This window comes from Arthrobacter sp. D3-18, assembly GCF_054408525.1.
Genome location: NZ_CP096440.1, coordinates 2,809,773 through 2,832,905, shown reverse-complemented (window position 1 = coordinate 2,832,905; position 23,133 = coordinate 2,809,773). Strand labels below are relative to the sequence as shown.

Genomic DNA, 23,133 nt, shown 5'->3' with positions numbered 1-23,133 from the left:
GGAGCACTCTCGTGACTGAGCGCATTGTTCTGGCCTACTCCGGTGGCCTTGATACTTCCGTAGCCATCGGCTGGATCGGTGAAGCCACCGGCGCCGAGGTCATCGCTGTGGCCGTCGACGTCGGACAGGGCGGCGAGTCGCTGGAGACCATTCGCCAGCGCGCCCTCGGTTGCGGCGCGGTTGAGGCTTACGTGGCCGACGCCCGTGACGAGTTCGCCAACGAGTACGCCATGCCCACCCTGAAGGCCAACGCCCTCTACCAGGGCCACTACCCGCTGGTATCGGCTATCTCCCGTCCAGTCATTGTGAAGCACCTCGTGAAGGCTGCCCGCGAATTCGGTGCCACCACCGTTGCCCACGGCTGCACCGGCAAGGGCAACGACCAGGTCCGTTTCGAAGTTGGCATCCAGACCCTCGGCCCGGACCTGAAGTGCATTGCACCCGTCCGCGACCTCGCCCTGACCCGCGACAAGGCCATCGCCTTCGCCGAGGAAAAGGGTCTGCCGATCGAGACCACCAAGAAGAACCCGTACTCGATCGACCAGAACGTCTGGGGACGCGCCGTCGAGACCGGTTACCTCGAGGACATCTGGAACGCTCCCACCAAGGACATCTACGACTACACCGCCACTCCGGAATTCCCGCCGGCGCCGGATGAGGTCACCATCTCCTTCCAGGCCGGTGTTCCGGTGGCGATCGACGGCGTCAAGGTCACCCCGCTGCAGGCCATCCAGGAACTGAACCGTCGTGCAGGCGCGCAGGGCGTTGGCCGCATCGACGTCGTCGAGGACCGCCTCGTCGGCATCAAGTCCCGTGAAATCTACGAAGCCCCGGGTGCCATGGCGCTGATCACCGCTCACAAGCACCTCGAGGACATCACCATCGAGCGTGAGCAGGCCCGCTTCAAGGCAACTGTTGGCCAGCGCTGGGCAGAGCTGGTCTACGACGGCCAGTGGTTCTCCCCGCTGAAGCGCTCCTTGGACGCTTTCATCGAAGACACGCAGCAGTACGTTTCCGGTGACATCCGCATGGTCCTCCACGGCGGCCAGGCTATCGTCAACGGTCGTCGCTCCGAGACCTCGCTGTACGACTTCGACCTCGCCACCTACGACACCGGCGATACTTTCGACCAGTCCATGGCACGCGGTTTCATCGAGCTGTGGGGCATGTCCTCCAAGGTTGCTTCGGGCCGCGACCTGCGCGTCGCAGGCGAATGAGTCCTCAGCAGGGCCCCGGAACGCAGGGGTCCCCGGCCGAGCGACGCGAGGTCGGGGAGCGTTCAGGGACAAACGAAGGTGCACTGTGGGGCGGCCGGTTCGCCGGCGGCCCCGCGGATGCGCTGGCAGCCTTGAGCAAGTCCACGCACTTTGACTGGCGGCTGGCCCGCTACGACATAGCCGGTTCCAAGGCGCACGCCCGCGTGCTGGCCAAGGCCGGGCTGTTGGACGACGCCGAGCTCGAAGGCATGCTCGCCGCCCTCACCCAGCTGGACGAGGACGTGGCGAGCGGTGCCTACCTCCCTGCCGAGAGCGATGAGGATGTTCACGGTTCACTTGAGCGTGGCCTGATCGAGCGTGCCGGAACCCAACTGGGCGGCAAGCTCCGCGCCGGCCGTTCGCGCAACGATCAGGTTGCCACCCTCGGCCGCATGTTCCTGCGTGACCACGCCCGGATCATCGCTGGCGGCGTGCTTGCCACCATCGACGCACTGGTTGAGCAGGCAAAAGCCCACCAGGGCGTCGCCATGCCGGGCCGGACACACTTGCAGCACGCGCAGCCGGTGTTGCTGAGCCACCACCTTCTGGCACATGCCTGGGCACTGCTTCGAGACGTGCAGCGCCTCCAGGACTGGGACAAGCGAGCCGGTGTTTCGCCGTACGGTTCGGGTGCTCTGGCCGGTTCGTCCCTGGGCCTGGACCCAGAGGCTGTTGCCGCTGACCTTGGCTTCTTCTCTGCAGTGCATAACTCGATCGATGGCACTGCCTCCCGTGATGTCTTCGCCGAGTTCGCCTGGGTGTGCTCCATGATTGGTGTGGACCTCTCCCGGATCTCCGAGGAAGTCATCTTCTGGGCAACCAAGGAATTCTCCTTCGTGACGCTGCACGATTCGTACTCCACGGGGTCCTCGATCATGCCGCAGAAGAAGAATCCGGACGTCGCCGAGCTCGCACGCGGCAAGGCAGGTCGCCTCATCGGCAACCTGACCGGACTGCTGGCGACGCTCAAAGGCCTGCCGCTCGCGTACAACCGCGATCTGCAAGAGGACAAAGAACCGGTCTTCGACGCCGCGGACACCTTGGAGCTGCTGCTTCCAGCCGTGTCCGGCATGATCGCCACGCTGAAGTTCAACACAGAGCGCATGGAATCGCTGGCCCCTCAGGGCTTCGCGTTGGCCACGGACATTGCTGAGTGGCTGGTCCGGCAGGGCGTTCCGTTCCGTGAAGCCCACGAGTTGTCCGGTGCGGCGGTCAAACAGGCCGAAGGCCGCGGCGTGGAGCTGTGGGACCTGACGGATGAAGAGTACTCAGCGATCTCCGAGCACCTGACTCCCGAGGTCCGCAGCGTTCTGAGCACCGAAGGTTCGCTCAACAGCCGCAACTCGCAGGGCGGAACGGCACCGGCCGCCGTCGAACGCCAGTTGGCTGCCCTTGAAGCGGAACTGGACGCAGCGCGCTCCTACGCGAGCTAGAACCACTGGCGAGGTGGCACTTCGCAGCGACGCCTTGGGGCGTTACTGTCGCGAAGTGCCACCTCGCTCTGCGTTTGTTCCGTTCTGCTGTGCGTTAACATGACGCTATGACCCGGATCACCCCTGAGACGCTGCCCGCAGAGCTTCACAAAGCCGCCGACACCGTCACCCGCCTCCTGTCCAAGATGGACAAATCGTCCGTCGCCGAACCATCGGAGCTTCCCGGCTGGACCCGAGGCCATGTCCTTGCGCACCTTGCGGGCATTTCCAACGCCATGGCACGGCAACTTGAGTACGCGCGCCGCGGGGAAACTGTGGAGCTTTACGACGGCGGAATGGACGGCCGCACCAAGGCGATAGAACTCGCCGCCGGGCACAGCCTCGACCAGCACAGGGTGTCCGTCACCACTTCCGTGGGTGCAGCGATTTCGGCGTTCGACGCCTTGGGATCGAGTGATTGGCAAGCGCGCATCGCCTATCGGGATGGCACAGTGTTCGACGGCGGGCTGGCCCTGTGGCGCGAACTCACCATTCATGCTGCCGACCTTGGCATGGGTTACGGTCCGGAGACGTGGAGCCGTCCGTTCTGCGAGCACCTCATAGGGTTCCTCGCGGCACGTGTCCCGGAATCCTTCAAATTTGTCCTGCAGCCTACAGGCCTGCCGCAGCTGAGCATCGGTACGGGCGGCACTTCCATAGCCATCACTGGCATGCTGACCGACATCGCCGCGTGGCTTGCCGGCCGCGAGCCCAGCTTGGGGAGCCTGAGGGCTACTGCTGCCGCTGACGGGGTGGACCTGCCGGAGCTGCTGCCGTGGCCGGCGGCGCAGCCCGCGGCCCGCTGAACCCGGATGCTCTCTCACGTCCCTCGGGTTTGAGCCGGTCGCTCGCTCACGTCCCTCGGGCTTGGGTTGGTCGCTCGCTCACGTCCCTCGGGTTTGAGCCGGTCGCTCGCTCACGTCCCTCGGGTTTGAGCCGGTCGCTCTCGCACCTTCAGGGAGCTATTTGTCCTTGAGCTTCACCGCGGCTGCCCGCCACAGGTGCATGGTGGCGTACGAACGCCAGGGGCTGACCTCCCTGAAGTCTGCGCTGAGTCCCAGGCCCGCGGGCAGCGCCTTCACGCCGTTCCTTACTGCCGCGTCATTGGCCAGGAACACATCCGGAGCGCCAAGGACCCGCATGGCAACATATCCCGCTGTCCAGGGCCCCACGCCCGGCAAGGGAAGCAGTTTGCTTTCGAGGCTGGCCGGATCGTCGCCGTAGCCGAAGTCAAGTGCCCCACTGGCCATGGCCTCGGCGGCGGCCACGATGGAGTCGATGCGGCGCTGTGGTCCTCGGAGTAAGGAGCGCCCGTGTTCGGCGAGTTCTGCTGCTGTCGGAAATAGTCGATCCAGGTCTGGATCAGCGCCATCGACGGAGGATCCGGCCGCCGACAACTGGATAAGGGCAGTTCGGGCAGCGGCGACGGTGATCTGCTGTCCGATCATTGCCCGAATGAGCAGTTCCTGGGGATCCACAGCCCCCGGCACTCGCATCCCCGGGAGCGCGGCGACGCTAGCCGTAAGCCTCGGATCCGCTGCCAGGGCGTCATCGATCGCCTGCGGATCGGCGTCCAGGTCGAATAGCCTGCGGACCCGGCTCAACAGTGCCGGGAGGTCGTGCAGGTCCACAGCCGTGGCTGTGAGTTGCAACGGTTTGCCGGGGGATGAGGGGCTGAAGGTAACCGAAACGGATGCGCTACCTCGCGGGAGGCGGAGAGTGCGGGCGTACGTCCTGCCACCTTCATTGTCAGTTGTTGCTCTTTCGATGCCCGGTACCGCACGAACTGCCAGGAAGTCGAAAATGCCCGGATCAAAGGGTTCCCTGTAAGGCAGGTTGAGAGTCAGCGCGGATGGCGCCGGCCCAGCTGCCCCGGTACCTCGGCGATTGCCGGACTTCGCCCCCGTGGCGCGTACCGCCGTCGGGGTCATTGCGAACACCTCGCCGATGGTGTCGTTGAATTGCCGCACGCTATTGAACCCTGACGCGAACGCCACGTCGGCCAGGAGCATGTCGGTGGAGACCAGCAAGGTCCTGGCGGTCTGCGCCCTGCTTGCCCGTGCCAGTGAGAGGGGACCCGCGCCGAGTTCGTTGCTGAGAATGCGGTTGAGCTGCCGCGCGGAGTAGCCCAGTCGGTGTGCGAGGCCGTCGACGCCCTCCCGAGTGATGACGCCGTCGTTAATCAATCTCATCGCGCGTCCCGCAATGTCGGAACGGATGTTCCACGCGGGCGTTCCGGGGACCGCTTCGGGCAGGCATCGCTTGCAGGCGCGATACCCGGCCTCATGGGCGGCTGCGGAGGTTTCGTAGAAGGTGACGTTCTCAGCTTTGGGCGTTCGGGCAGGGCATGACGGTCGGCAGTAGATGCCGGTGGAGCTGACGGCAGTGAAGAATTGACCATCAAACCGGGTGTCGCGGGCGTCGATCGCCCGGTATCGCTGCCAGAAGTCCATGGCTTCATCCTGCCAGCCGTCCGAAGCCCTTGCTAGCGGAAATCGGACATGGCCGTTCGATGGTTTTTTGCTAGGGTCTGCTCATGAGCTCGTCCATGGACAACGGAATCAACAGCCCGTCTGAAGTGCGCAAGTTCCTTGAGGGTGATCCCCGTGTCATCGCCCCGCTGATACTTGGCGCGGTACTCACCCACCACTCAGAGGCTGGTTCAGTTTCGGTCAGGCTCACAGAGGTGGAGGCCTATATGGGCCCACGCGATTCAGAGCATCCCGACCCCGGTTCCCACACCTTCGGTGGTCCTACCGCCCGGAATGCACCAATGTTCGGGCCGCCGGGTTTCCTGTACGTCTACTTCACCTACGGCATGCATTACTGCGCCAACATCGTCTGCGGTCCTGACGGCTCACCGTCCGCGCTGCTCCTGCGGGCCGGGGAGATCGTCGACGGGGAAGATCTGGCTGCCCTTCGCAGGCCCGCCTCGAAGGCGCACAAGGACCTGGCCAGTGGACCTGCCAGGCTTGCCTCCGCGCTGGGACTCACGACGGCGGATACTGGCCGTGACGCGCTCGCCTCACCGTTCAGCCTGTGGTTGCCGGGGACACCCGCCGCGGCCGTCGCCAGCGGACCGCGCGTGGGTGTTGCAGGTCCAGGCGGAAGCACTGAATATCCTTGGCGGTTTTGGATTGAGGACGATCCCACCGTGTCCAGGTACAAGGCTGCCCGTCCCCGGACCCGCAGCGCAGCTGGGTGACTTTCCGGCGTTGTTGGTTCAGCGACGCATGAACTTTTTGTGACGCAGCCCGCCATATGACCTGTACCCCACACGTTTACCAAAATCGCTGTAGAATGGACGGTCTGTCTTTTGCGATAGGGGTTACGGTTCGATGCACGACGCTGATTTGGTCCACGAGCAGGAATATGTTGCCGGGCTGTATGCCCGGCTCGATGAGCTGCGCGCCGAAAAGCGCGCCCAGCTGGCGCAGGTGCGCAAGGCCGGCGCGGTGGGAACCATGCAGAACGTCTCAGAGCGGGACGCGTTCGCGGCACTGTACGAAGACCGCCTTGCCCAGCTCGACGCCGTGGACGACCGTCTGGTCTTCGGCCGTCTGGATCTCGATTCCGGAGAGGCCCAATACATTGGGCGCATCGGGCTTTCAACAGCCGAACTGCAGCGGCTCATGGTCGACTGGCGTGCCCCGGAAGCCGGCCACTTTTACCAGGCGACCGCGTTCGACCGTCAAGGCGTGCGCCGTCGTCGCCACCTGATCCTTCAGGGGCGTGACGTAAAAGCGATTGAAGACGACGTCCTGGACGCAGGGATGCTCGCGGACAACGACTCCCTGCAGGGCGAAGGCGCCCTGCTGGCTGCGCTGAATTCCAAGCGCACGGGCCGCATGTCGGACATCGTGGGCACCATCCAGTCCGAGCAGGACCGGATCATCCGTTCTTCCATTTCCGGTGCGCTGGTAGTCCAGGGCGGTCCCGGAACAGGGAAGACCGCCGTGGCCCTGCACCGTGCCGCCTACCTGCTGTACACGCACCGTGAGCGGCTCAAGAGCGCCGGCGTCCTACTCGTGGGCCCGTCGTCCTCCTTCATGCACTACATCGAACGAGTGTTGCCATCGCTCGGTGAGACCGGTGTGGTCATGGCCAGTCTGGGACGCCTCATGCCCGGTATCCACGCCATTCCCGAGGAAGATGCTGATGTCGCCGCCCTCAAGGGCAAGCTGGACATGGCAACCGTGGTGGCAAATGCCGTGGCAAACCGGCAGCGGACGCCTGCGGAAGACCGCATCCTCGAAGTTGATTCGCGGAAGCTGACACTGACTGTCCGCCAGGTTCGCCGGGCTCGGGAAAAGGCCCGTGCCACAGGAAAGCCCCACAACGAAGCGCGGCTCACGTTCGTCAAGATCCTCCTGCGTGAGCTCACGGAACAGCTGACGGACCTCGTGGAGGAAGGCAACATCGGCAACAACGCCGATCGCGCCTATCTGGCGGAAGACGTTCGGTCTGCCCGCGACGTACGCATTGCGCTGAACCTCTGCTGGATGCCCATGACGCCGGAGAAGCTCATCTCTGAACTCTTCAGCAAGCCGGCCATCCTCGAAGCGTGCACGCCGCACCTGACTGCGGAACAGCGCGCCCTGCTGCAGCGTCCCGTGGATGCTCCTTGGACGGAAGCGGATGTTCCGTTGCTCGATGAGGCCGCAGAGTTGTTGGGTGAACTGGATCCAGCCGCCGGCAGGGGATTGGCGCAGCAGGAAGCCGACCGTGCCCGCGATCTCGCCAACGCCAAGCAGACCCTCGACAACATGGAAGCGATGGGCGTGGACGTACTGGTGACGGCCGAAGAGCTTGCTGAACAGAACCAGGAACGCGAAGGGCGGCTGACTGCCGCCGAACGCGCAACGAGTGATCGGTCGTGGGCCTTCGGCCACATCGTGGTTGACGAGGCTCAGGAACTCTCGCCCATGCAGTGGCGGCTCCTGGTGCGGCGTTGCCCGCTGAAGTCCTTCACCATCGTGGGCGATATCGCCCAAACGAGTGCAGCGGCCGGTGCCAATTCGTGGCAAAGCGCGCTGGCGCCGTCGTTCGGTGACCGCTGGACGCTGGAGGAACTTACCGTGAACTACCGCACGCCGTCGCAGATTGCCGAAGCAGCTGTCCGCATGGCTAACCGCGCTGGCCTCGTCGTCTCGGCCCCCAAGGCCGTCCGCGAAGGCAAATGGTCGCCCATCGTTGATCATGTGGAGGCTGACGGCATCGTGAAGCGCTTGGTTGAGGTCCTGCCGGAGGAAATTGAAGCGATCGACGGCGGCTTGCTGGCTGTCATCGCCGACGGACCGCTGCTGCCGCAGGCCACGGCCGCGCTGCGTGAGGTCTACGGACGCCGCATCGGCAGCGGCGCGGGCAGCTACCAGCAAGACATCGTGGTGATCAGTCCCAAGGAAGCCAAGGGCCTGGAATTCGACGGTGTTGTGGTTCTGGAACCGGCTGCCATGCTGAACCACGAGCATGGCAAGGTGGGCGATCTCTATGTTGCCATGACCCGTGCCACGCAACGCCTGCGCCTCATCGCAGCCGCGCCGGTACCCGCCGGCATCGAGCGGTAGGAAAAACCGAACCATCAATCCTGCTAACTTAGATCTCGTGTCACACGTAAACAACCTCGAGTCCCAGCACAACGATCCCGCCTTTGCCAACGTCTGGCAGGAGCTCAAATGGCGCGGCCTTGTCCACGTTTCCACTGATGAAACTGAACTGGAAAAGCTGCTCGCCGGGGACCCGATCACGTATTACTGTGGCTTCGATCCCACTGCGCCGTCACTGCACCTGGGTAACCTCGTGCAGTTGCTGGTGATGCGTCGCCTGCAGTTGGCCGGCCACAAGCCGCTCGGTTTGGTGGGCGGTTCCACCGGTCTGATCGGTGACCCCCGTCCGACGGCGGAACGAACCTTGAACACCAAGGACACCGTCGCAGAGTGGGTTGGCTACCTTCAGGGCCAGGTGCGACGCTTCCTCAGTTTCGAGGGCGGGAACCCGGCCCGCATGGTCAATAACCTGGACTGGACGGCACCGCTCAGCGCCATCGACTTCCTCCGCGAGATCGGCAAGCACTTCCGCGTGGGCACCATGCTCCGCAAGGATGCCGTGGCATCACGCCTGAACTCTGATGAAGGCATCAGTTACACAGAGTTCAGCTACCAGATCCTGCAGGGCATGGACTACCTCCAGCTCTTCCGCGACTACGGCTGCGCCTTGCAGACCGGTGGCTCGGACCAATGGGGCAACCTCACCAGCGGCACCGAGCTCATCCGCAAGGTGGAAGGCAAGAGCGTCCATGCCCTGGGCACGCCGCTCATCACCAACTCGGACGGCACCAAGTTCGGCAAGAGCGAAGGCAACGCCATCTGGCTGGACCCGGACATGTGCAGCCCGTACACGTTCTACCAGTTCTGGCTTAACACTGCTGATGCCGATGTGGTTGATCGGCTGAAGGTCTTCACTTTCCTTTCACGTGCGGAAATTGAAGAGCTTGGCCAGTCTGTTGCTGAGCGCCCGTTTGCCCGTGAAGGCCAGAAGAAGCTCGCCTTCGAAGTGACTTCCTTGGTCCACGGCGTCGACGCAACCGAGAAAGTCATTGCCGCTTCGGCTGCGCTTTTCGGCAACGGCGACCTCACGGTACTGGATGAGCGCACCCTCGAAGCAGCAACTGCGGAACTTCCCTCCGCGACCGTTGGCGCCGACGGACTTGGCATCATCGACCTCTTGGTCGCCTCGGGGCTCTCGGACAGCAAGTCGGCTGCTCGTCGAACAGTTGGCGAGGGCGGTGCGTACGTGAACAACACCAAGGTGTCCGATCCCGACGCCGTCATCGCCCGCGATGAACTGCTTCACGGCCGTTATTTGCTCCTCCGCCGCGGCAAGAAGAACCTGGCCACCATCGAAGTCTCGGCATAGGCATTCCTCAATAGTCCAGTTCCGAAAGGGGTCGGTAACCGTTATGGTTGCCGACCCCTTCTGGGTTTAAGCGTGCTTACCTGCGGGTGCCGGGCTGGTTACTTGCCAGCGGCGGCGGTCGTCCTCGGCGCACTCGCTCCTTCGTCGCGTGGACGCGGGCTGCCGCCTCCCTTCGACGCTCTCTCACTTCCCTCGGGTTTGGGCTTGACCCTCGCTCACTTCCCTCGGGTTTGGGCTGATCCCTCTCTCAGGTCCCTCGGGTTTGGGCTCAACGCATTCTCAGCACCCGGTTTGAGCGGTGTGACGGGCTTCACTGAAATCTGTGGTTGCTGTTTTGGGTTCCTTTCGGGGTTTGTGGGGGTTGTTTTCCTTGTGTTTGCGGAGGTTTTGGGTGGTGTTGGGGTGGATTTGGTGTGGGGGTTGGGCGCGTGTAAAGTTATTCGAGTCGCCGCCGCTGATGCGGAAAGATAGCGACCGACTCCCATTCAATTCACCGGTTCCGGTAGTGCATTTTGTGTGCTTCTGGTTGGTGGGGAAGGCCCGAGGTTTGGTTTGCTTTGTGCGGCTGGTTCGGGTAAGTTTGAAAAGTTGCTCCGGAGCGATCCTGGCCCCTTGTGTGGGGTTTGGTGGTGCCGGGTGTGTCTGTTGTTTGAGAACTCAATAGTGTGCCAAGTTTGTTGATACCGATTGTTTTACAATTGGTTGAAATTATGGCCAGGTTGGTGCGCACCCCCGTGTGTGGTGGTCTGGTTTTCAGCTGGTTTCGAATTTTGTGCAGCCGCGTTCTACCGTTATTTCCGGTGGGTGTGGTTGTGTCTGTTTGGTTTTGTTTTACTTCAACGGAGAGTTTGATCCTGGCTCAGGATGAACGCTGGCGGCGTGCTTAACACATGCAAGTCGAACGATGATCCCAGCTTGCTGGGGGATTAGTGGCGAACGGGTGAGTAACACGTGAGTAACCTGCCCTTGACTCTGGGATAAGCCTGGGAAACTGGGTCTAATACCGGATACGACCATCTGGCGCATGTCATGGTGGTGGAAAGCTTTTGTGGTTTTGGATGGACTCGCGGCCTATCAGCTTGTTGGTGGGGTAATGGCCTACCAAGGCGACGACGGGTAGCCGGCCTGAGAGGGTGACCGGCCACACTGGGACTGAGACACGGCCCAGACTCCTACGGGAGGCAGCAGTGGGGAATATTGCACAATGGGCGCAAGCCTGATGCAGCGACGCCGCGTGAGGGATGACGGCCTTCGGGTTGTAAACCTCTTTCAGTAGGGAAGAAGCGAAAGTGACGGTACCTGCAGAAGAAGCGCCGGCTAACTACGTGCCAGCAGCCGCGGTAATACGTAGGGCGCAAGCGTTATCCGGAATTATTGGGCGTAAAGAGCTCGTAGGCGGTTTGTCGCGTCTGCTGTGAAAGACCGGGGCTCAACTCCGGTTCTGCAGTGGGTACGGGCAGACTAGAGTGCAGTAGGGGAGACTGGAATTCCTGGTGTAGCGGTGAAATGCGCAGATATCAGGAGGAACACCGATGGCGAAGGCAGGTCTCTGGGCTGTAACTGACGCTGAGGAGCGAAAGCATGGGGAGCGAACAGGATTAGATACCCTGGTAGTCCATGCCGTAAACGTTGGGCACTAGGTGTGGGGGACATTCCACGTTTTCCGCGCCGTAGCTAACGCATTAAGTGCCCCGCCTGGGGAGTACGGCCGCAAGGCTAAAACTCAAAGGAATTGACGGGGGCCCGCACAAGCGGCGGAGCATGCGGATTAATTCGATGCAACGCGAAGAACCTTACCAAGGCTTGACATGAACCGGAAAGACCTGGAAACAGGTGCCCCGCTTGCGGTCGGTTTACAGGTGGTGCATGGTTGTCGTCAGCTCGTGTCGTGAGATGTTGGGTTAAGTCCCGCAACGAGCGCAACCCTCGTTCTATGTTGCCAGCGCGTTATGGCGGGGACTCATAGGAGACTGCCGGGGTCAACTCGGAGGAAGGTGGGGACGACGTCAAATCATCATGCCCCTTATGTCTTGGGCTTCACGCATGCTACAATGGCCGGTACAAAGGGTTGCGATACTGTGAGGTGGAGCTAATCCCAAAAAGCCGGTCTCAGTTCGGATTGGGGTCTGCAACTCGACCCCATGAAGTCGGAGTCGCTAGTAATCGCAGATCAGCAACGCTGCGGTGAATACGTTCCCGGGCCTTGTACACACCGCCCGTCAAGTCACGAAAGTTGGTAACACCCGAAGCCGGTGGCCTAACCCTTGTGGGGGGAGCCGTCGAAGGTGGGACCGGCGATTGGGACTAAGTCGTAACAAGGTAGCCGTACCGGAAGGTGCGGCTGGATCACCTCCTTTCTAAGGAGCTGCTAGCAACTGCTGGTGTCCGTGCATGCGGATATGTGAGTGGTTGTCAGTGTTGCCCATTGCGCAGGCGTCTGTTCTGCGGTGGGTGCTCATGGGTGGAATATCAACGAATCAAACTTGTTTGGCATGGCCTTCACCGGTTGTGTCCTGGTGCCAGTACGGCAATCCTGTGTCCCTTTTGGGGGGTGTGGTGTTGTGTGGAACGCGTCGGGGCGTGGTGTGTGTGGGGTTGTGTTTGGCGCACTGTTGGGTCCTGAGGCAACAGGACCTTTTTGCAGCAATGCAGAGAGCATCTTCTGGTGTTTCTTTTGTTCCTGCTTCCGGTACTTACCATCGTGTCCCCGTTTTGCGGGGTGGTGGTGGTCTGGTTGACGGGGTTGTTGTTTGAGAACTACATAGTGGACGCGAGCATCTAGAACACACACGTGGCTGGCCCCTTTTTGGCGGTTGGTGTGTGTGTTCTTACAGCAATTTCTTATGAATGAACCTGGCCCTTGTGGTCATGGTTCTCTCGAGTAAGTTTATTGATCTTGTGTGGTCAAGTTTTTAAGGGCACACGGTGGATGCCTTGGCATTAGGAGCCGAAGAAGGACGTAGGAATCTGCGATAAGCCTGGGGGAGTTGATAACCGAGCGTTGATCCCAGGATGTCCGAATGGGGAAACCCCGCACAACGCTGCAAGGTGATTGTGTGACCCGCATCTGAACACATAGGGTGCGTGGGGGGAACGCGGGGAAGTGAAACATCTCAGTACCCGCAGGAAGAGAAAACAATAGTGATTCCGTTAGTAGTGGCGAGCGAACGCGGATCAGGCTAAACCGTTTCCATGTGTGATAGCCGGCGGGCGTTGCATGGGCGGGGTTGTGGGACTTTCCGTTCTGGTTCTGCCGGACCAGTGAGGTGAGGTGCAGGCATAGGTGAACGGTCTTGAAAGGCCGGCCAGAGAGGGTGTGAGCCCCGTAACCGTAATGTTGTGCACGGCCTGGGGAGTATCCCAAGTAGCACGGGGCCCGAGAAATCCCGTGCGAATCTGTCAGGACCACCTGATAAGCCTAAATACTTCCTAATGACCGATAGCGGACCAGTACCGTGAGGGAAAGGTGAAAAGTACCCCGGGAGGGGAGTGAAACAGTACCTGAAACCGTGTGCTTACAATCCGTCGGAGCAGCCTTGTAGTTGTGACGGCGTGCCTTTTGAAGAATGAGCCTGCGAGTTAGTGTTACGTCGCGAGGTTAACCCGTGTGGGGTAGCCGTAGCGAAAGCGAGTCTGAATAGGGCGAGTGTAGTGGCGTGATCTAGACCCGAAGCGGAGTGATCTACCCATGGCCAGGTTGAAGCGACGGTAAGACGTCGTGGAGGACCGAACCCACTTCAGTTGAAAATGGAGGGGATGAGCTGTGGGTAGGGGTGAAAGGCCAATCAAACTCCGTGATAGCTGGTTCTCCCCGAAATGCATTTAGGTGCAGCGTTGCGTGTTTCTTGCCGGAGGTAGAGCTACTGGATGGCCGATGGGCCCTACAAGGTTACTGACGTCAGCCAAACTCCGAATGCCGGTAAGTCAGAGCGCAGCAGTGAGACTGTGGGGGATAAGCTTCATAGTCGAGAGGGAAACAGCCCAGACCACCAACTAAGGCCCCTAAGCGTGTGCTAAGTGGGAAAGGATGTGGAGTTGCGAAGACAACCAGGAGGTTGGCTTAGAAGCAGCCATCCTTGAAAGAGTGCGTAATAGCTCACTGGTCAAGTGATTCCGCGCCGACAATGTAGCGGGGCTCAAGTACACCGCCGAAGTTGTGGATTTCACATAATGCCCTAGCCTTCGTGGTTCAGGGGTGTGGAGTGGTAGGGGAGCGTCGTGTGGGCAGTGAAGTCGCGGTGGAAACCAGCGGTGGAGCCTACACGAGTGAGAATGCAGGCATGAGTAGCGAAAGACGGGTGAGAAACCCGTCCGCCGAATGATCAAGGGTTCCAGGGTCAAGCTAATCTGCCCTGGGTAAGTCGGGACCTAAGGCGAGGCCGACAGGCGTAGTCGATGGACAACGGGTTGATATTCCCGTACCGGCGAAAAACCGCCCATGCCAAGCGGGGGATACTAACCGCCCGGAGCCTGCCCGCTCACCCTTGTGGTGTTGTGGGTTTTGGCCGAGCGCGGGACCTGATCCCGGGAGGTAAGCGTATTAACAGGTGTGACGCAGGAAGGTAGCCGGGCCGGGCGATGGTTGCCCCGGTCTAAGGATGTAGGGTCAGGGATAGGCAAATCCGTTCCTGTGTGCTTCGAGCACGTTCCTGAGATCTGATGGGACCCCCGTATGGGGGGATCCGGTGATCCTATGCTGCCAAGAAAAGCATCGACGCGAGGTTTTAGCCGCCCGTACCCCAAACCGACACAGGTGATCAGGTAGAGAATACCAAGGCGATCGAGAGAATTATGGTTAAGGAACTCGGCAAAATGCCCCCGTAACTTCGGGAGAAGGGGGGCCTGCCCCGTGATGGAGACTTGCTCTCCGTGAGCGGGTGTGGGCCGCAGAGACCAGGGGGAAGCGACTGTTTACTAAAAACACAGGTCCGTGCGAAGTCGCAAGACGATGTATACGGACTGACTCCTGCCCGGTGCTGGAAGGTTAAGAGGACCGGTTAGCCCCTTGCGGGCGAAGCTGAGAATTTAAGCCCCAGTAAACGGCGGTGGTAACTATAACCATCCTAAGGTAGCGAAATTCCTTGTCGGGTAAGTTCCGACCTGCACGAATGGAGTAACGACTTCCCCGCTGTCTCAACCATAAACTCGGCGAAATTGCAGTACGAGTAAAGATGCTCGTTACGCGCAGCAGGACGGAAAGACCCCGAGACCTTTACTATAGTTTGGTATTGGTGTTCGGAGTGGCTTGTGTAGGATAGGTGGGAGACGTTGAAACCCGGACGCCAGTTCGGGTGGAGTCATCGTTGAAATACCACTCTGGTCACTTTGGACATCTAACTTCGGCCCGTGATCCGGGTCAGGGACAGTGCCTGATGGGTAGTTTAACTGGGGCGGTTGCCTCCTAAAAAGTAACGGAGGCGCCCAAAGGTTCCCTCAGCCTGGTTGGCAATCAGGTGTCGAGTGTAAGTGCACAAGGGAGCTTGACTGTGAGAGAGACATCTCAAGCAGGGACGAAAGTCGGGACTAGTGATCCGGCGGTACATTGTGGAATGGCCGTCGCTCAACGGATAAAAGGTACCTCGGGGATAACAGGCTGATCTTGCCCAAGAGTCCATATCGACGGCATGGTTTGGCACCTCGATGTCGGCTCGTCGCATCCTGGGGCTGGAGTAGGTCCCAAGGGTTGGGCTGTTCGCCCATTAAAGCGGTACGCGAGCTGGGTTTAGAACGTCGTGAGACAGTTCGGTCCCTATCCGCTGCGCGCGCAGGAAATTTGAGAAGGGCTGTCCTTAGTACGAGAGGACCGGGACGGACGAACCTCTGGTGTGTCAGTTGTACTGCCAAGTGCATCGCTGATTAGCTACGTTCGGATGGGATAACCGCTGAAAGCATCTAAGCGGGAAGCTCGCTTCAAGATGAGATTTCCATACACATCATGTGTGAGAGGCCCCCAGCCAGACCACTGGGTTGATAGGCCGGATGTGGAAGCGAGGACTAAAGACTCGTGAAGCTGACCGGTACTAATAGGCCAACAACTTACACCACACAACACACTGCACGCGTCCACTATGTGGTTCCCGAACAACAACCGTTCCAGGAACCAAACACAACTGAATACACAACACCACAGTTGTAACCACAACAGATTTCCCACCCCCAACGCCACAAACGGCACGGGGGGACGGGTAACAAGGTTACGGCGGTCATAGCGTGGGGGAAACGCCCGGTCCCATTCCGAACCCGGAAGCTAAGACCCACAGCGCCGATGGTACTGCACCCGGGAGGGTGTGGGAGAGTAGGACACCGCCGGACAACCATTAAACCGGGGAGCCCCGACCACGAAGGTCGGGGCTCCCCGCATTTAACAACCACCCTTCACACTCATTTGCTTGGCAGTGGTGGCTGGTCCCACACCCAAACGCAGCCATTGCTGCGCGGTGTTTCAGGTGTTCGAGGCTTGTGAGACTTGCCACGGGACGCCCCAAAGTTGCTTCCGGCGTTCGGTCGCTGTGGCGGGGTCGAATAGAATTGAAACAGATATACGAGTCGGCAGACGAGTGCTGCCGGCGGCGTGACAACGAAATAAGGGTTATGAGCGACTACGCACGCGCCAGTGGTCGGCTCGCAACAGGAGGAATCCACCATGGCTGAGCACAACGGCGGCAATCGCGGCGGCAATCGCGGAAACTTCGGAGGGAACCGGGATGACCGCGGTTCGTACCGCGCCAACAATAATTCCGGCGGAGACCCCCGAGGCTTCCGTTCCAGGGAGAACCGGGACGGGAATGACCGTCCGGCACGTGATGGTGAGCGTCGCCCCTTCAACAATGACCGTGGCGATCGTCCGGCACGTGATGGTGAGCGCCGTTCCTTCGGCGGCGATCGTGACCGTAAGCCTTTCGGTGACCGTAACGACCGTCCGGCACGCGATGGTGAACGTCGCCCCTTCAACAACGACCGTGGCGACCGTCCGGCACGTGATGGTGAGCGCCGTTCCTTCGGCGGCGATCGTGACCGTAAGCCTTTCGGTGACCGTAACGACCGTCCGGCACGCGACGGAGAGCGCCGTTCCTTCGGCGGCGATCGTGACCGTAAGCCTTTCGGTGACCGTAATGACCGTCCGGCACGTGATGGTGAGCGTCGTCCTTTCAACAACGACCGTGGAGACCGTAAGCCTTTCGGCGATCGTCCCGAGCGCGGACCGCGGAACTTCGATGGCCCCCGCCGCGACAGCGATGACCGTCGTCCCTTCGGCGGCGACCGCGACCGCAAGCCGTTCGGCGACCGCGGCGATCGTGGTGACCGTCCGGCACGTGATGGTGAGCGTCGTCCTTTCAACAACGACCGTGGAGACCGTAAGCCTTTCGGCGATCGTCCCGAGCGCGGACCGCGGAACTTCGATGGCCCCCGCCGCGACAGCGATGACCGCCGTTCCTTCGGCGGTGACCGCGACCGCAAGCCCTTCGGTGACCGTAATGACCGTCCGGCACGTGATGGTGAGCGTCGTCCCTTCAACAACGACCGTGGAGACCGTAAGCCTTTCGGCGATCGTCCCGAGCGCGGACCGCGGAACTTCGGCGGTGACCGCAACGAACGCGGCGGTTCGTGGGAAGAGCGTCCGGCCCGGGTCCCCAACGCCAAGGACATCCGCAGCGCCAACCGTCCCGACCGCGAACGCTCTCCTGAGATTGACGAGGACGTCACGGGCAAGGAACTCGACCGCGCCACTGGCCACCAGATCAAGACCCTTGAGGAGCAGAGCGCAGGGTGGGTCGCTAAGCACCTGGTAATGGCTGGCCGCCTGATCGACATTGAGCCTGAGCTCGCATTCCAGCACGCCTTGGCCGCAAGCCGCCGTGGCGGTCGCCTCTCGGCCGTGCGTGAAGCAGTCGGCCTGACTGCTTACGCTGCCGGCCACTATGGTGAGGCGCTGCGTGAATTCCGTACGTACCGCCGCATCAGTGGATCCAACGTGCATTTGCCGGTGATGGCTGACTGCGAGCGTGGCTTGGGACGTCCGGATCGCGCCCTTGACATGGTCCGTTCTCCCGAAGCCCAGGATCTTGACGCTCCGGGCAAGGTTGAGCTTGCCATCGTGGCCTCAGGTGCACGTGCGGACCTCAAGCAGTTTGATGCGGCCGTCAGCGAGCTTGAGATCCCGCAACTGGACATCAACCGGGCCTTCTCCTACAGCCCCCGCCTCTTCCGCGCATACGCTGAAGCTCTCAGTGCGGTGGGTCGCACCGAGGAAGCGGAGAAGTGGGCACGCCAGGCGCTCGTTGCTGAGAACGCTTTGGGTGTGGGCGACTACGCTGAACCCGAAATTCTGGACCTTGGCTGGGACGAGCAGGAAGAAGCAGCTGCGCGTAAGCCGCGCTTCGAGAAGCCGGCCCCGGACGCCGACGTCGTGAAGCCTGAAACGGAGACGGTCATCGTTGAGGCCGCAGCCGCTGATGTTGAGCATGATGACGTTGAGCTTGATGATGTCGAGTCTGATTACTTCGAATCCGATGACGCTGAATCTGACATCGATTCAGCGGAAGAAGACGCAGAAGCAAAAGACGAAGACACCGAGAACGAGGGCTCCGACTCCCAGCATGGCTGATTCACTGATCTCGTCGTTTGATGCTGTCCTTTCAGACCTGGATGGAGTGGTCTATGCAGGACCGCACGCCATCCCCGGGGCTGTGGAGTCATTGCAGCGTCTCGAAACCGTAGGCGTCGGCCTGGGTTACGTGACAAACAATGCTTCGCGCACCCCTGCCCAGGTCGCGGCGCATCTGCGTGAGCTCGGTGCACCGGCTGAGGACCATCAAGTGGTTAGTTCCTCCCAGGCGGCAGGGGAGCTTCTGGCTTCCATGCTGCCTGCGGGGGCGCACGTCCTCATTACTGGCAGTGCGGCCTTGGCCCATGAAATCGAATTGGTGGGACTTAAGCCGGTGCACAGTGCCGCCGAATCACCGGTTGCGGTGGTCCAGGGATTCAACCCGGAGATTGGGTGGAAGGATCTGGCCGAGGCGTCATATGTCGTGGCGGGGGGAGCCATGTGGTTTGCCACCAACACGGACATGTCCATCCCGCAGGCCCGCGGCATGGCACCGGGTAATGGAACGCTGGTCGCCGCGGTGGCGGCTGCCACGGGCAAGACGCCTTTGGTGGCCGGTAAGCCCGAAGCCCCCCTTTTCCACGCTGCGGCAAAACGGCTGAACGCAGATCGTCCCCTGGTTGTGGGTGACCGTCTGGACACCGACATCCTGGGCGGCAACCGTGCAGGATTTGCGACGGCGGCCGTCCTCACCGGTGTGGACACCACGCACACCATCATTGCGGCGCGGACTGATGAACGTCCGGATTACCTGCTGGCAGACTTGGAAGGCCTCTACGCACCGTATCCGGAGATTGGCAGCGACGGCGGCACGTTCCGTTGTGGTTCTGCCACTGCAGTTGCCGGGGACGGGACCGTAACTGTGACTGGCCTTGAGAGCGACCTCGATGCGTGGCGCGCCGCGTGCGCTGCCTGGTGGGCAGCGGTTCCGGACACGGACGTGGCATACGCGCCGCAGCTGGAATGGCGAAATCACTAGACTGGTGCGATGACCGACCCCCAACACCCAGGGCCCCAACACTCCGAGCTGGAACATGCTGAACCGGAGCGATCTGCGGTCCAGTGGCCTGACGCTGCAAGCCCCACGGGCGATCCTCTGGTGGACAAGGCCCTCGGCCTGCTGGGCGAGGTCGCGGAATCGCCTGTGCCGGACCACGGGGAGCTATACGCCGGCGTCCATGACGCTTTGTTGGAAGCTTTGGACGCCGAACCCGGACTTCCGGCAGTCCCTAAAAGCACCCCCAGTGATCCCCGCCCGGAAGGCGACAGCTAACGCATGCCAAGACTTGATCAGGAACTCGTCACCCGTGGGCTGGCGAGGTCCCGTACCCATGCCGCCAAGCTCATCAGTGATGGCAAGGTCAGCTCGGGCGGCAATGTCCTCGTCAAAGCCGCGCACCAAGTGGATGCTACGACGGAGTTGGATGTCGAGTCCCACCTGGAGGACATCTACGTCAGCCGAGCCGGGCATAAGCTGGCCGGTGCGCTGAAGGCGTTTCCCGCCGTCGTGGTTTCCGGAAAGCGGTGCCTCGACGCCGGTGCCTCCACGGGTGGTTTCACTGACGTCCTGCTGCGGCAAGGTGCCGCCGAAGTAGTGGCTGTGGATGTGGGGCACGGTCAGCTGGTCGCGCACCTTCGGGAGGATCCCAAGGTGGAGGTCCACGAAGGCCTCAACGTCAGGTATATGACGCCGGAGCAGATTGGCGGCCCAGCGCAGCTGACGGTGGCTGATTTGTCCTTCATCTCGTTGACGCTGGTCCTGTGGCCGCTTGCGCAGTGCACCGAGCCGGGCGGTGATTTGGTCCTTATGGTCAAACCGCAGTTTGAGGTTGGCAAGGAGCGTCTGAGCCGAACCGGCGTGGTGTCGTCAGAGAATGAACGACGGCGGGCGGTCGCCCAAGTGGCCCGCGCAGCAGTGGATGCAGGCCTTGAACTTCAAGACCTTGCAGCCAGTCCGCTTCCCGGGCAGGACGGAAATGTTGAATACTTCCTGTGGATGACGCGCAGGATGTCCACGGAGTTGCCTAAGATCGAAGAGCGGGACGAGGACGTTGCTGCGTTGATCAAGAAACTCTGGCCGAACCACTAGAAAGCAGATCCGATGAGCAGGCGTGTACTTGTCCTTGCCCACACTGGGCGGGAGGAATCGCTCCGCGCAGCGTGGGATGCCTGTACGCAACTGCATGCCTCTGGTCTGGTTCCCGTGCTGCAGAAGTCTGAACTCGCAGACATCGAACGATTCTTTGGTGCCCTCGATACGCCCATTGAGATCCTCAACGATCACGTCAATTTGGAAGACGTGGAACTGGTGATGGTCCTGGGCGGCGATGGCACCATACTCCGCGCAGCTGAGCTGGTCCGTGAAGTGGACGTCCCGCTGCTGGGCGTCAATCTGGGGCACGTGGGTTTCCTTGCGGAGAGTGAGCGAGCCGATCTGGCCCAGACGGTTGAGTGGATAGCCAGCCGCCAGTACACGGTGGAAGAACGCATGACCATCGATGTCCAGGTGTGGGTCAAGGGCCAGAAGTTTTGGCACACGTGGGCTTTGAACGAAGCTGCCATTGAGAAGGCCAACCGTGAACGCATGTTGGAGGTTGTCACCGAGGTTGACGAGCGTCCTTTGACGTCGTTCGGCTGTGATGGCGTTGTCCTCGCGACGCCCACGGGTTCCACGGCCTACGCTTTTTCTTCAGGTGGCCCCGTGGTGTGGCCTGAGGTTGAGGCTTTGGTTATCGTCCCGATCAGTGCACACGCACTTTTTGCCAAGCCCTTGGTGGTGTCACCCCGTTCCAAGTTGGCGGTCGAAATCATGAACCGGACAGACGCCTTGGGGGTCCTCTGGTGCGATGGCCGGCGATCCGTGGATCTCCCGCCGGGAGCACGCGTTGAAGTGACGCGCTCGGCAACCCCGGTGCGGCTGGCCCGGACGCACAAGACACCGTTCTCGGCCCGGCTTGTCCGCAAGTTCCAGCTTCCCATTCACGGCTGGCGTGGGCCCGCCCCTCGGAGCGGCGAAGTGCACACCGGCCCCATCCCCGTCATCCGCACACTGTCACCGGCACCGTTGCCCAGCCCCCGGGACTCCGGAACGTCCCTGGACCTGGGGCACGGTGAGCCATCAGACCCCACGAATGCGAAGTGAAACATGCTCGAAGAACTCCGAATCCGTGACCTCGGCGTCATAACCGACGCCGCCCTGCCGCTGGGCCCCGGCCTCAGCGTCGTCACCGGCGAAACCGGTGCAGGCAAGACCATGGTGGTGACCGCCGTCGGACTTCTTCTTGGCGCCCGTTCGGACGCCGGTGCCGTTCGGAGCGGAGCCAAATCCGCGTCGGCGGAAGCCGTGCTGAAGCTCCATCCGACCCATAGTGCGGTGGAACGCGCCAAGGAGGCCGGCGGGGAGGCGGAAGAGTTCGACGGCGTTGCTGAGCTATTGCTGGCCCGTACCGTGGGCGCGGACGGGCGTAGCCGGGCTTATGTTGGCGGACGCGCGGCACCGGTGGGGGTGTTGGCTGAATTGGGCGAGAGCCTGGTGGTGGTCCACGGTCAGTCAGACCAGATCCGGCTCAAGAGCGCCACTGCTCAGCGGCACGCTTTGGACAGGTTTGCCGGGGCATCCCTCGCCAAGACGCTGGGGGAGTATCAGGAACTGTTCAACCACTGGAAGGCCATCCAGTCCGAACTCGAAACACTGCGCAGCGAAGCCCGAGAGCGTTTGCGGGAGGCTGAGTCCTTGGATGCCGCCCTCAAGGAGATCGATGAGGTGGATCCCCAGCCCGGTGAGGACGAGACACTCAAGGCCGAGGCCGTAAAACTGGCCAACGTGGAAGAACTGCGTTTGGCGGCCGCTGCGGCCCATGAGTCGCTCATTGCCGAAGAATTCGGAGACGCCGGGGACGCAACAACCATGGTGGATGCGGCCAAGCGGACGCTGGAACACGTGGCGGAGCACGACGAGGAACTTCGCTCCGCAGCAACCCGGCTGGCCGAGGTGGGCTTCCTCCTCAATGACATCGCAGCCGAGTTGTCCAGCTACCAGGCAGCGCTGGACACGGAAGGCCCCGAGCGGCTCTCGGAAATCGAGGAACGCCGCGCTGCCCTTGCCAAGCTGATCCGCAAATACGCTCCGAGCATTGATGAAGTGCTTGAGTGGGCAGCTACAGCCAGGACACGCCTGGACGAGTTGCAGGATGACTCCAGCCGCATCGAGTCTTTGGATGCTGAGGTGGCGTCTGCGGAGGCAACCCTGCGCAAGCTGGCGGCTGCCATCACCAAAGCCCGCCTCAAGGCTTCCAAGGACCTCTCAGCCAGGGTGAGCGCGGAGCTGAAGGCCCTGGCGATGGCGGATGCAACATTGGTCATCGAGGTGGATGGCACCGGCGTGTTGGGCCCGTGGGGCACCGACGAGATCGCTTTCCTCCTCCAACCTCACTCCGGCGCTCCGGCAAGGCCACTGGGCAAAGGTGCCTCCGGCGGTGAACTGTCCAGGGTCATGTTGGCAATCGAGGTAGTACTTGCCGCAGTGGATCCGGTCCCGACGTTCGTCTTCGATGAGGTGGACGCCGGCGTGGGTGGGCGTGCCGCCGTCGAGATCGGACGGAGGCTGGCCATGCTCGCCCGGCACGTCCAGGTCCTGGTGGTGACGCACCTGCCACAGGTAGCTGCCTTCGCAGATCAACACATTCGCGTGACTAAAACTTCCGTACGTGGCGCTGATGGGAAGACAACCACAGGCTTCACGTCCAGCGACGTGCAGCTTCTTAGCGACGACGAACGGGTCAAGGAGCTTGCCCGCATGCTGGCAGGTCAAGAGGATTCCGAGAGTGCACAGGCGCACGCCCAGGAATTGCTGGACGACGCGAAGCTCCTGCCGCAGCGCGCCTAG

At 61.6% G+C, this 23,133-nt stretch carries 13 protein-coding genes and 3 rRNA genes; 15 read left to right on the top strand and 1 reads right to left on the bottom strand.

The window, feature by feature from the left end; genetic code table 11:
• Positions 1-11: 11 nt before the first annotated feature.
• The 3 genes from M1D89_RS15195 to M1D89_RS15185 all read left to right on the top strand — a co-directional run bounded on the left by M1D89_RS15195 (position 12) and on the right by M1D89_RS15185 (position 3,534).
• Positions 12-1,217: an argininosuccinate synthase gene (locus M1D89_RS15195; protein WP_091466547.1), complete on the top strand. Its 1,206-nt coding sequence runs from the start codon at positions 12-14 to the stop codon at positions 1,215-1,217.
• Positions 1,214-2,689 carry an argininosuccinate lyase gene (gene argH / locus M1D89_RS15190; protein WP_498644702.1) on the top strand — a complete coding sequence of 492 codons (1,476 nt, stop codon included), beginning with the start codon at positions 1,214-1,216 and terminating at the stop codon, positions 2,687-2,689. Before M1D89_RS15195 ends, argH begins: the two co-directional genes overlap by 4 nt.
• Before the next feature lie 107 nt (positions 2,690-2,796).
• Positions 2,797-3,534 (top strand): maleylpyruvate isomerase family mycothiol-dependent enzyme, encoded by a 738-nt coding sequence (locus M1D89_RS15185; protein ID WP_498644700.1) that lies wholly within the window; start codon positions 2,797-2,799, stop codon positions 3,532-3,534.
• Between the two features lie 156 nt (positions 3,535-3,690).
• Here M1D89_RS15185 and M1D89_RS15180 read toward each other — a convergent pair whose 3' ends face one another.
• Positions 3,691-5,181: a DNA-3-methyladenine glycosylase 2 family protein gene (locus M1D89_RS15180; protein WP_498644698.1), complete on the bottom strand. Its 1,491-nt coding sequence runs from the start codon at positions 5,179-5,181 to the stop codon at positions 3,691-3,693.
• A 95-nt stretch (positions 5,182-5,276) separates the two neighbouring features.
• Between M1D89_RS15180 and M1D89_RS15175 the strand changes: the two genes are divergently transcribed.
• The 12 genes from M1D89_RS15175 to recN all read left to right on the top strand — a co-directional run bounded on the left by M1D89_RS15175 (position 5,277) and on the right by recN (position 23,133).
• Positions 5,277-5,933 carry a DNA-3-methyladenine glycosylase gene (locus M1D89_RS15175; RefSeq protein ID WP_498650963.1) on the top strand — a complete coding sequence of 219 codons (657 nt, stop codon included), beginning with the start codon at positions 5,277-5,279 and terminating at the stop codon, positions 5,931-5,933.
• A 133-nt stretch (positions 5,934-6,066) separates the two neighbouring features.
• A complete protein-coding gene (locus M1D89_RS15170; RefSeq protein WP_498644696.1) occupies positions 6,067-8,295 on the top strand; it encodes a HelD family protein in 2,229 nt (742 codons plus the stop codon).
• Between the two features lie 37 nt (positions 8,296-8,332).
• The gene (gene tyrS, locus M1D89_RS15165) at positions 8,333-9,643 is read left to right on the top strand and encodes a tyrosine--tRNA ligase (protein ID WP_498644694.1); all 1,311 of its coding nucleotides are present in this window, start codon (positions 8,333-8,335) and stop codon (positions 9,641-9,643) included.
• An 836-nt stretch (positions 9,644-10,479) separates the two neighbouring features.
• Positions 10,480-12,000, top strand: a 16S ribosomal RNA gene (locus tag M1D89_RS15160).
• A 545-nt stretch (positions 12,001-12,545) separates the two neighbouring features.
• Positions 12,546-15,688, top strand: a 23S ribosomal RNA gene (locus M1D89_RS15155).
• 150 nt (positions 15,689-15,838) lie between these two features.
• A 5S ribosomal RNA gene (rrf, locus tag M1D89_RS15150) occupies positions 15,839-15,955 on the top strand.
• Together the 16S, 23S and 5S rRNA genes form the textbook arrangement of a ribosomal RNA operon.
• A gap of 331 nt (positions 15,956-16,286) precedes the next feature.
• A complete protein-coding gene (locus tag M1D89_RS15145) occupies positions 16,287-18,248 on the top strand; it encodes a hypothetical protein (RefSeq protein ID WP_498644692.1) in 1,962 nt (653 codons plus the stop codon).
• A complete protein-coding gene (locus M1D89_RS15140; RefSeq protein ID WP_498644690.1) occupies positions 18,241-19,227 on the top strand; it encodes an HAD-IIA family hydrolase in 987 nt (328 codons plus the stop codon). The genes M1D89_RS15145 and M1D89_RS15140 overlap by 8 nt, the downstream gene beginning before the upstream one ends.
• 9 nt (positions 19,228-19,236) lie before the next feature.
• On the top strand, positions 19,237-19,521 hold the full coding sequence (locus M1D89_RS15135) for a hypothetical protein (protein ID WP_498644688.1): 285 nt from the start codon (positions 19,237-19,239) through the stop codon (positions 19,519-19,521).
• A gap of 3 nt (positions 19,522-19,524) precedes the next feature.
• Positions 19,525-20,337, top strand: coding sequence for a TlyA family RNA methyltransferase (locus M1D89_RS15130; RefSeq protein ID WP_498644686.1), 813 nt, complete (start codon positions 19,525-19,527; stop codon positions 20,335-20,337).
• Positions 20,338-20,349: 12 nt separating this feature from the next.
• The gene (locus M1D89_RS15125; RefSeq protein ID WP_498644684.1) at positions 20,350-21,390 is read left to right on the top strand and encodes an NAD kinase; all 1,041 of its coding nucleotides are present in this window, start codon (positions 20,350-20,352) and stop codon (positions 21,388-21,390) included.
• Between the two features lie 3 nt (positions 21,391-21,393).
• Positions 21,394-23,133 (top strand): DNA repair protein RecN, encoded by a 1,740-nt coding sequence (gene recN, locus M1D89_RS15120; protein ID WP_498644682.1) that lies wholly within the window; start codon positions 21,394-21,396, stop codon positions 23,131-23,133.

Bases quoted from the DNA above. Each gene is read 5' to 3' on its own strand.
- argH (WP_498644702.1), top strand. From the start codon at position 1,214: ATGAGTCCTCAGCAGGGCCCCGGAACGCAGGGGTCCCCGGCCGAGCGA.
- M1D89_RS15170 (WP_498644696.1), top strand. From the start codon at position 6,067: ATGCACGACGCTGATTTGGTCCACGAGCAGGAATATGTTGCCGGGCTG.
- M1D89_RS15145 (WP_498644692.1), top strand. From the start codon at position 16,287: ATGGCTGAGCACAACGGCGGCAATCGCGGCGGCAATCGCGGAAACTTC.
- M1D89_RS15125 (WP_498644684.1), top strand. From the start codon at position 20,350: ATGAGCAGGCGTGTACTTGTCCTTGCCCACACTGGGCGGGAGGAATCG.
- M1D89_RS15135 (WP_498644688.1), top strand. From the start codon at position 19,237: ATGACCGACCCCCAACACCCAGGGCCCCAACACTCCGAGCTGGAACAT.
- M1D89_RS15140 (WP_498644690.1), top strand. From the start codon at position 18,241: ATGGCTGATTCACTGATCTCGTCGTTTGATGCTGTCCTTTCAGACCTG.
- M1D89_RS15180 (WP_498644698.1), bottom strand. From the start codon at position 5,181: ATGGACTTCTGGCAGCGATACCGGGCGATCGACGCCCGCGACACCCGG.
- recN (WP_498644682.1), top strand. From the start codon at position 21,394: ATGCTCGAAGAACTCCGAATCCGTGACCTCGGCGTCATAACCGACGCC.
- M1D89_RS15175 (WP_498650963.1), top strand. From the start codon at position 5,277: ATGGACAACGGAATCAACAGCCCGTCTGAAGTGCGCAAGTTCCTTGAG.
- M1D89_RS15130 (WP_498644686.1), top strand. From the start codon at position 19,525: ATGCCAAGACTTGATCAGGAACTCGTCACCCGTGGGCTGGCGAGGTCC.
- M1D89_RS15185 (WP_498644700.1), top strand. From the start codon at position 2,797: ATGACCCGGATCACCCCTGAGACGCTGCCCGCAGAGCTTCACAAAGCC.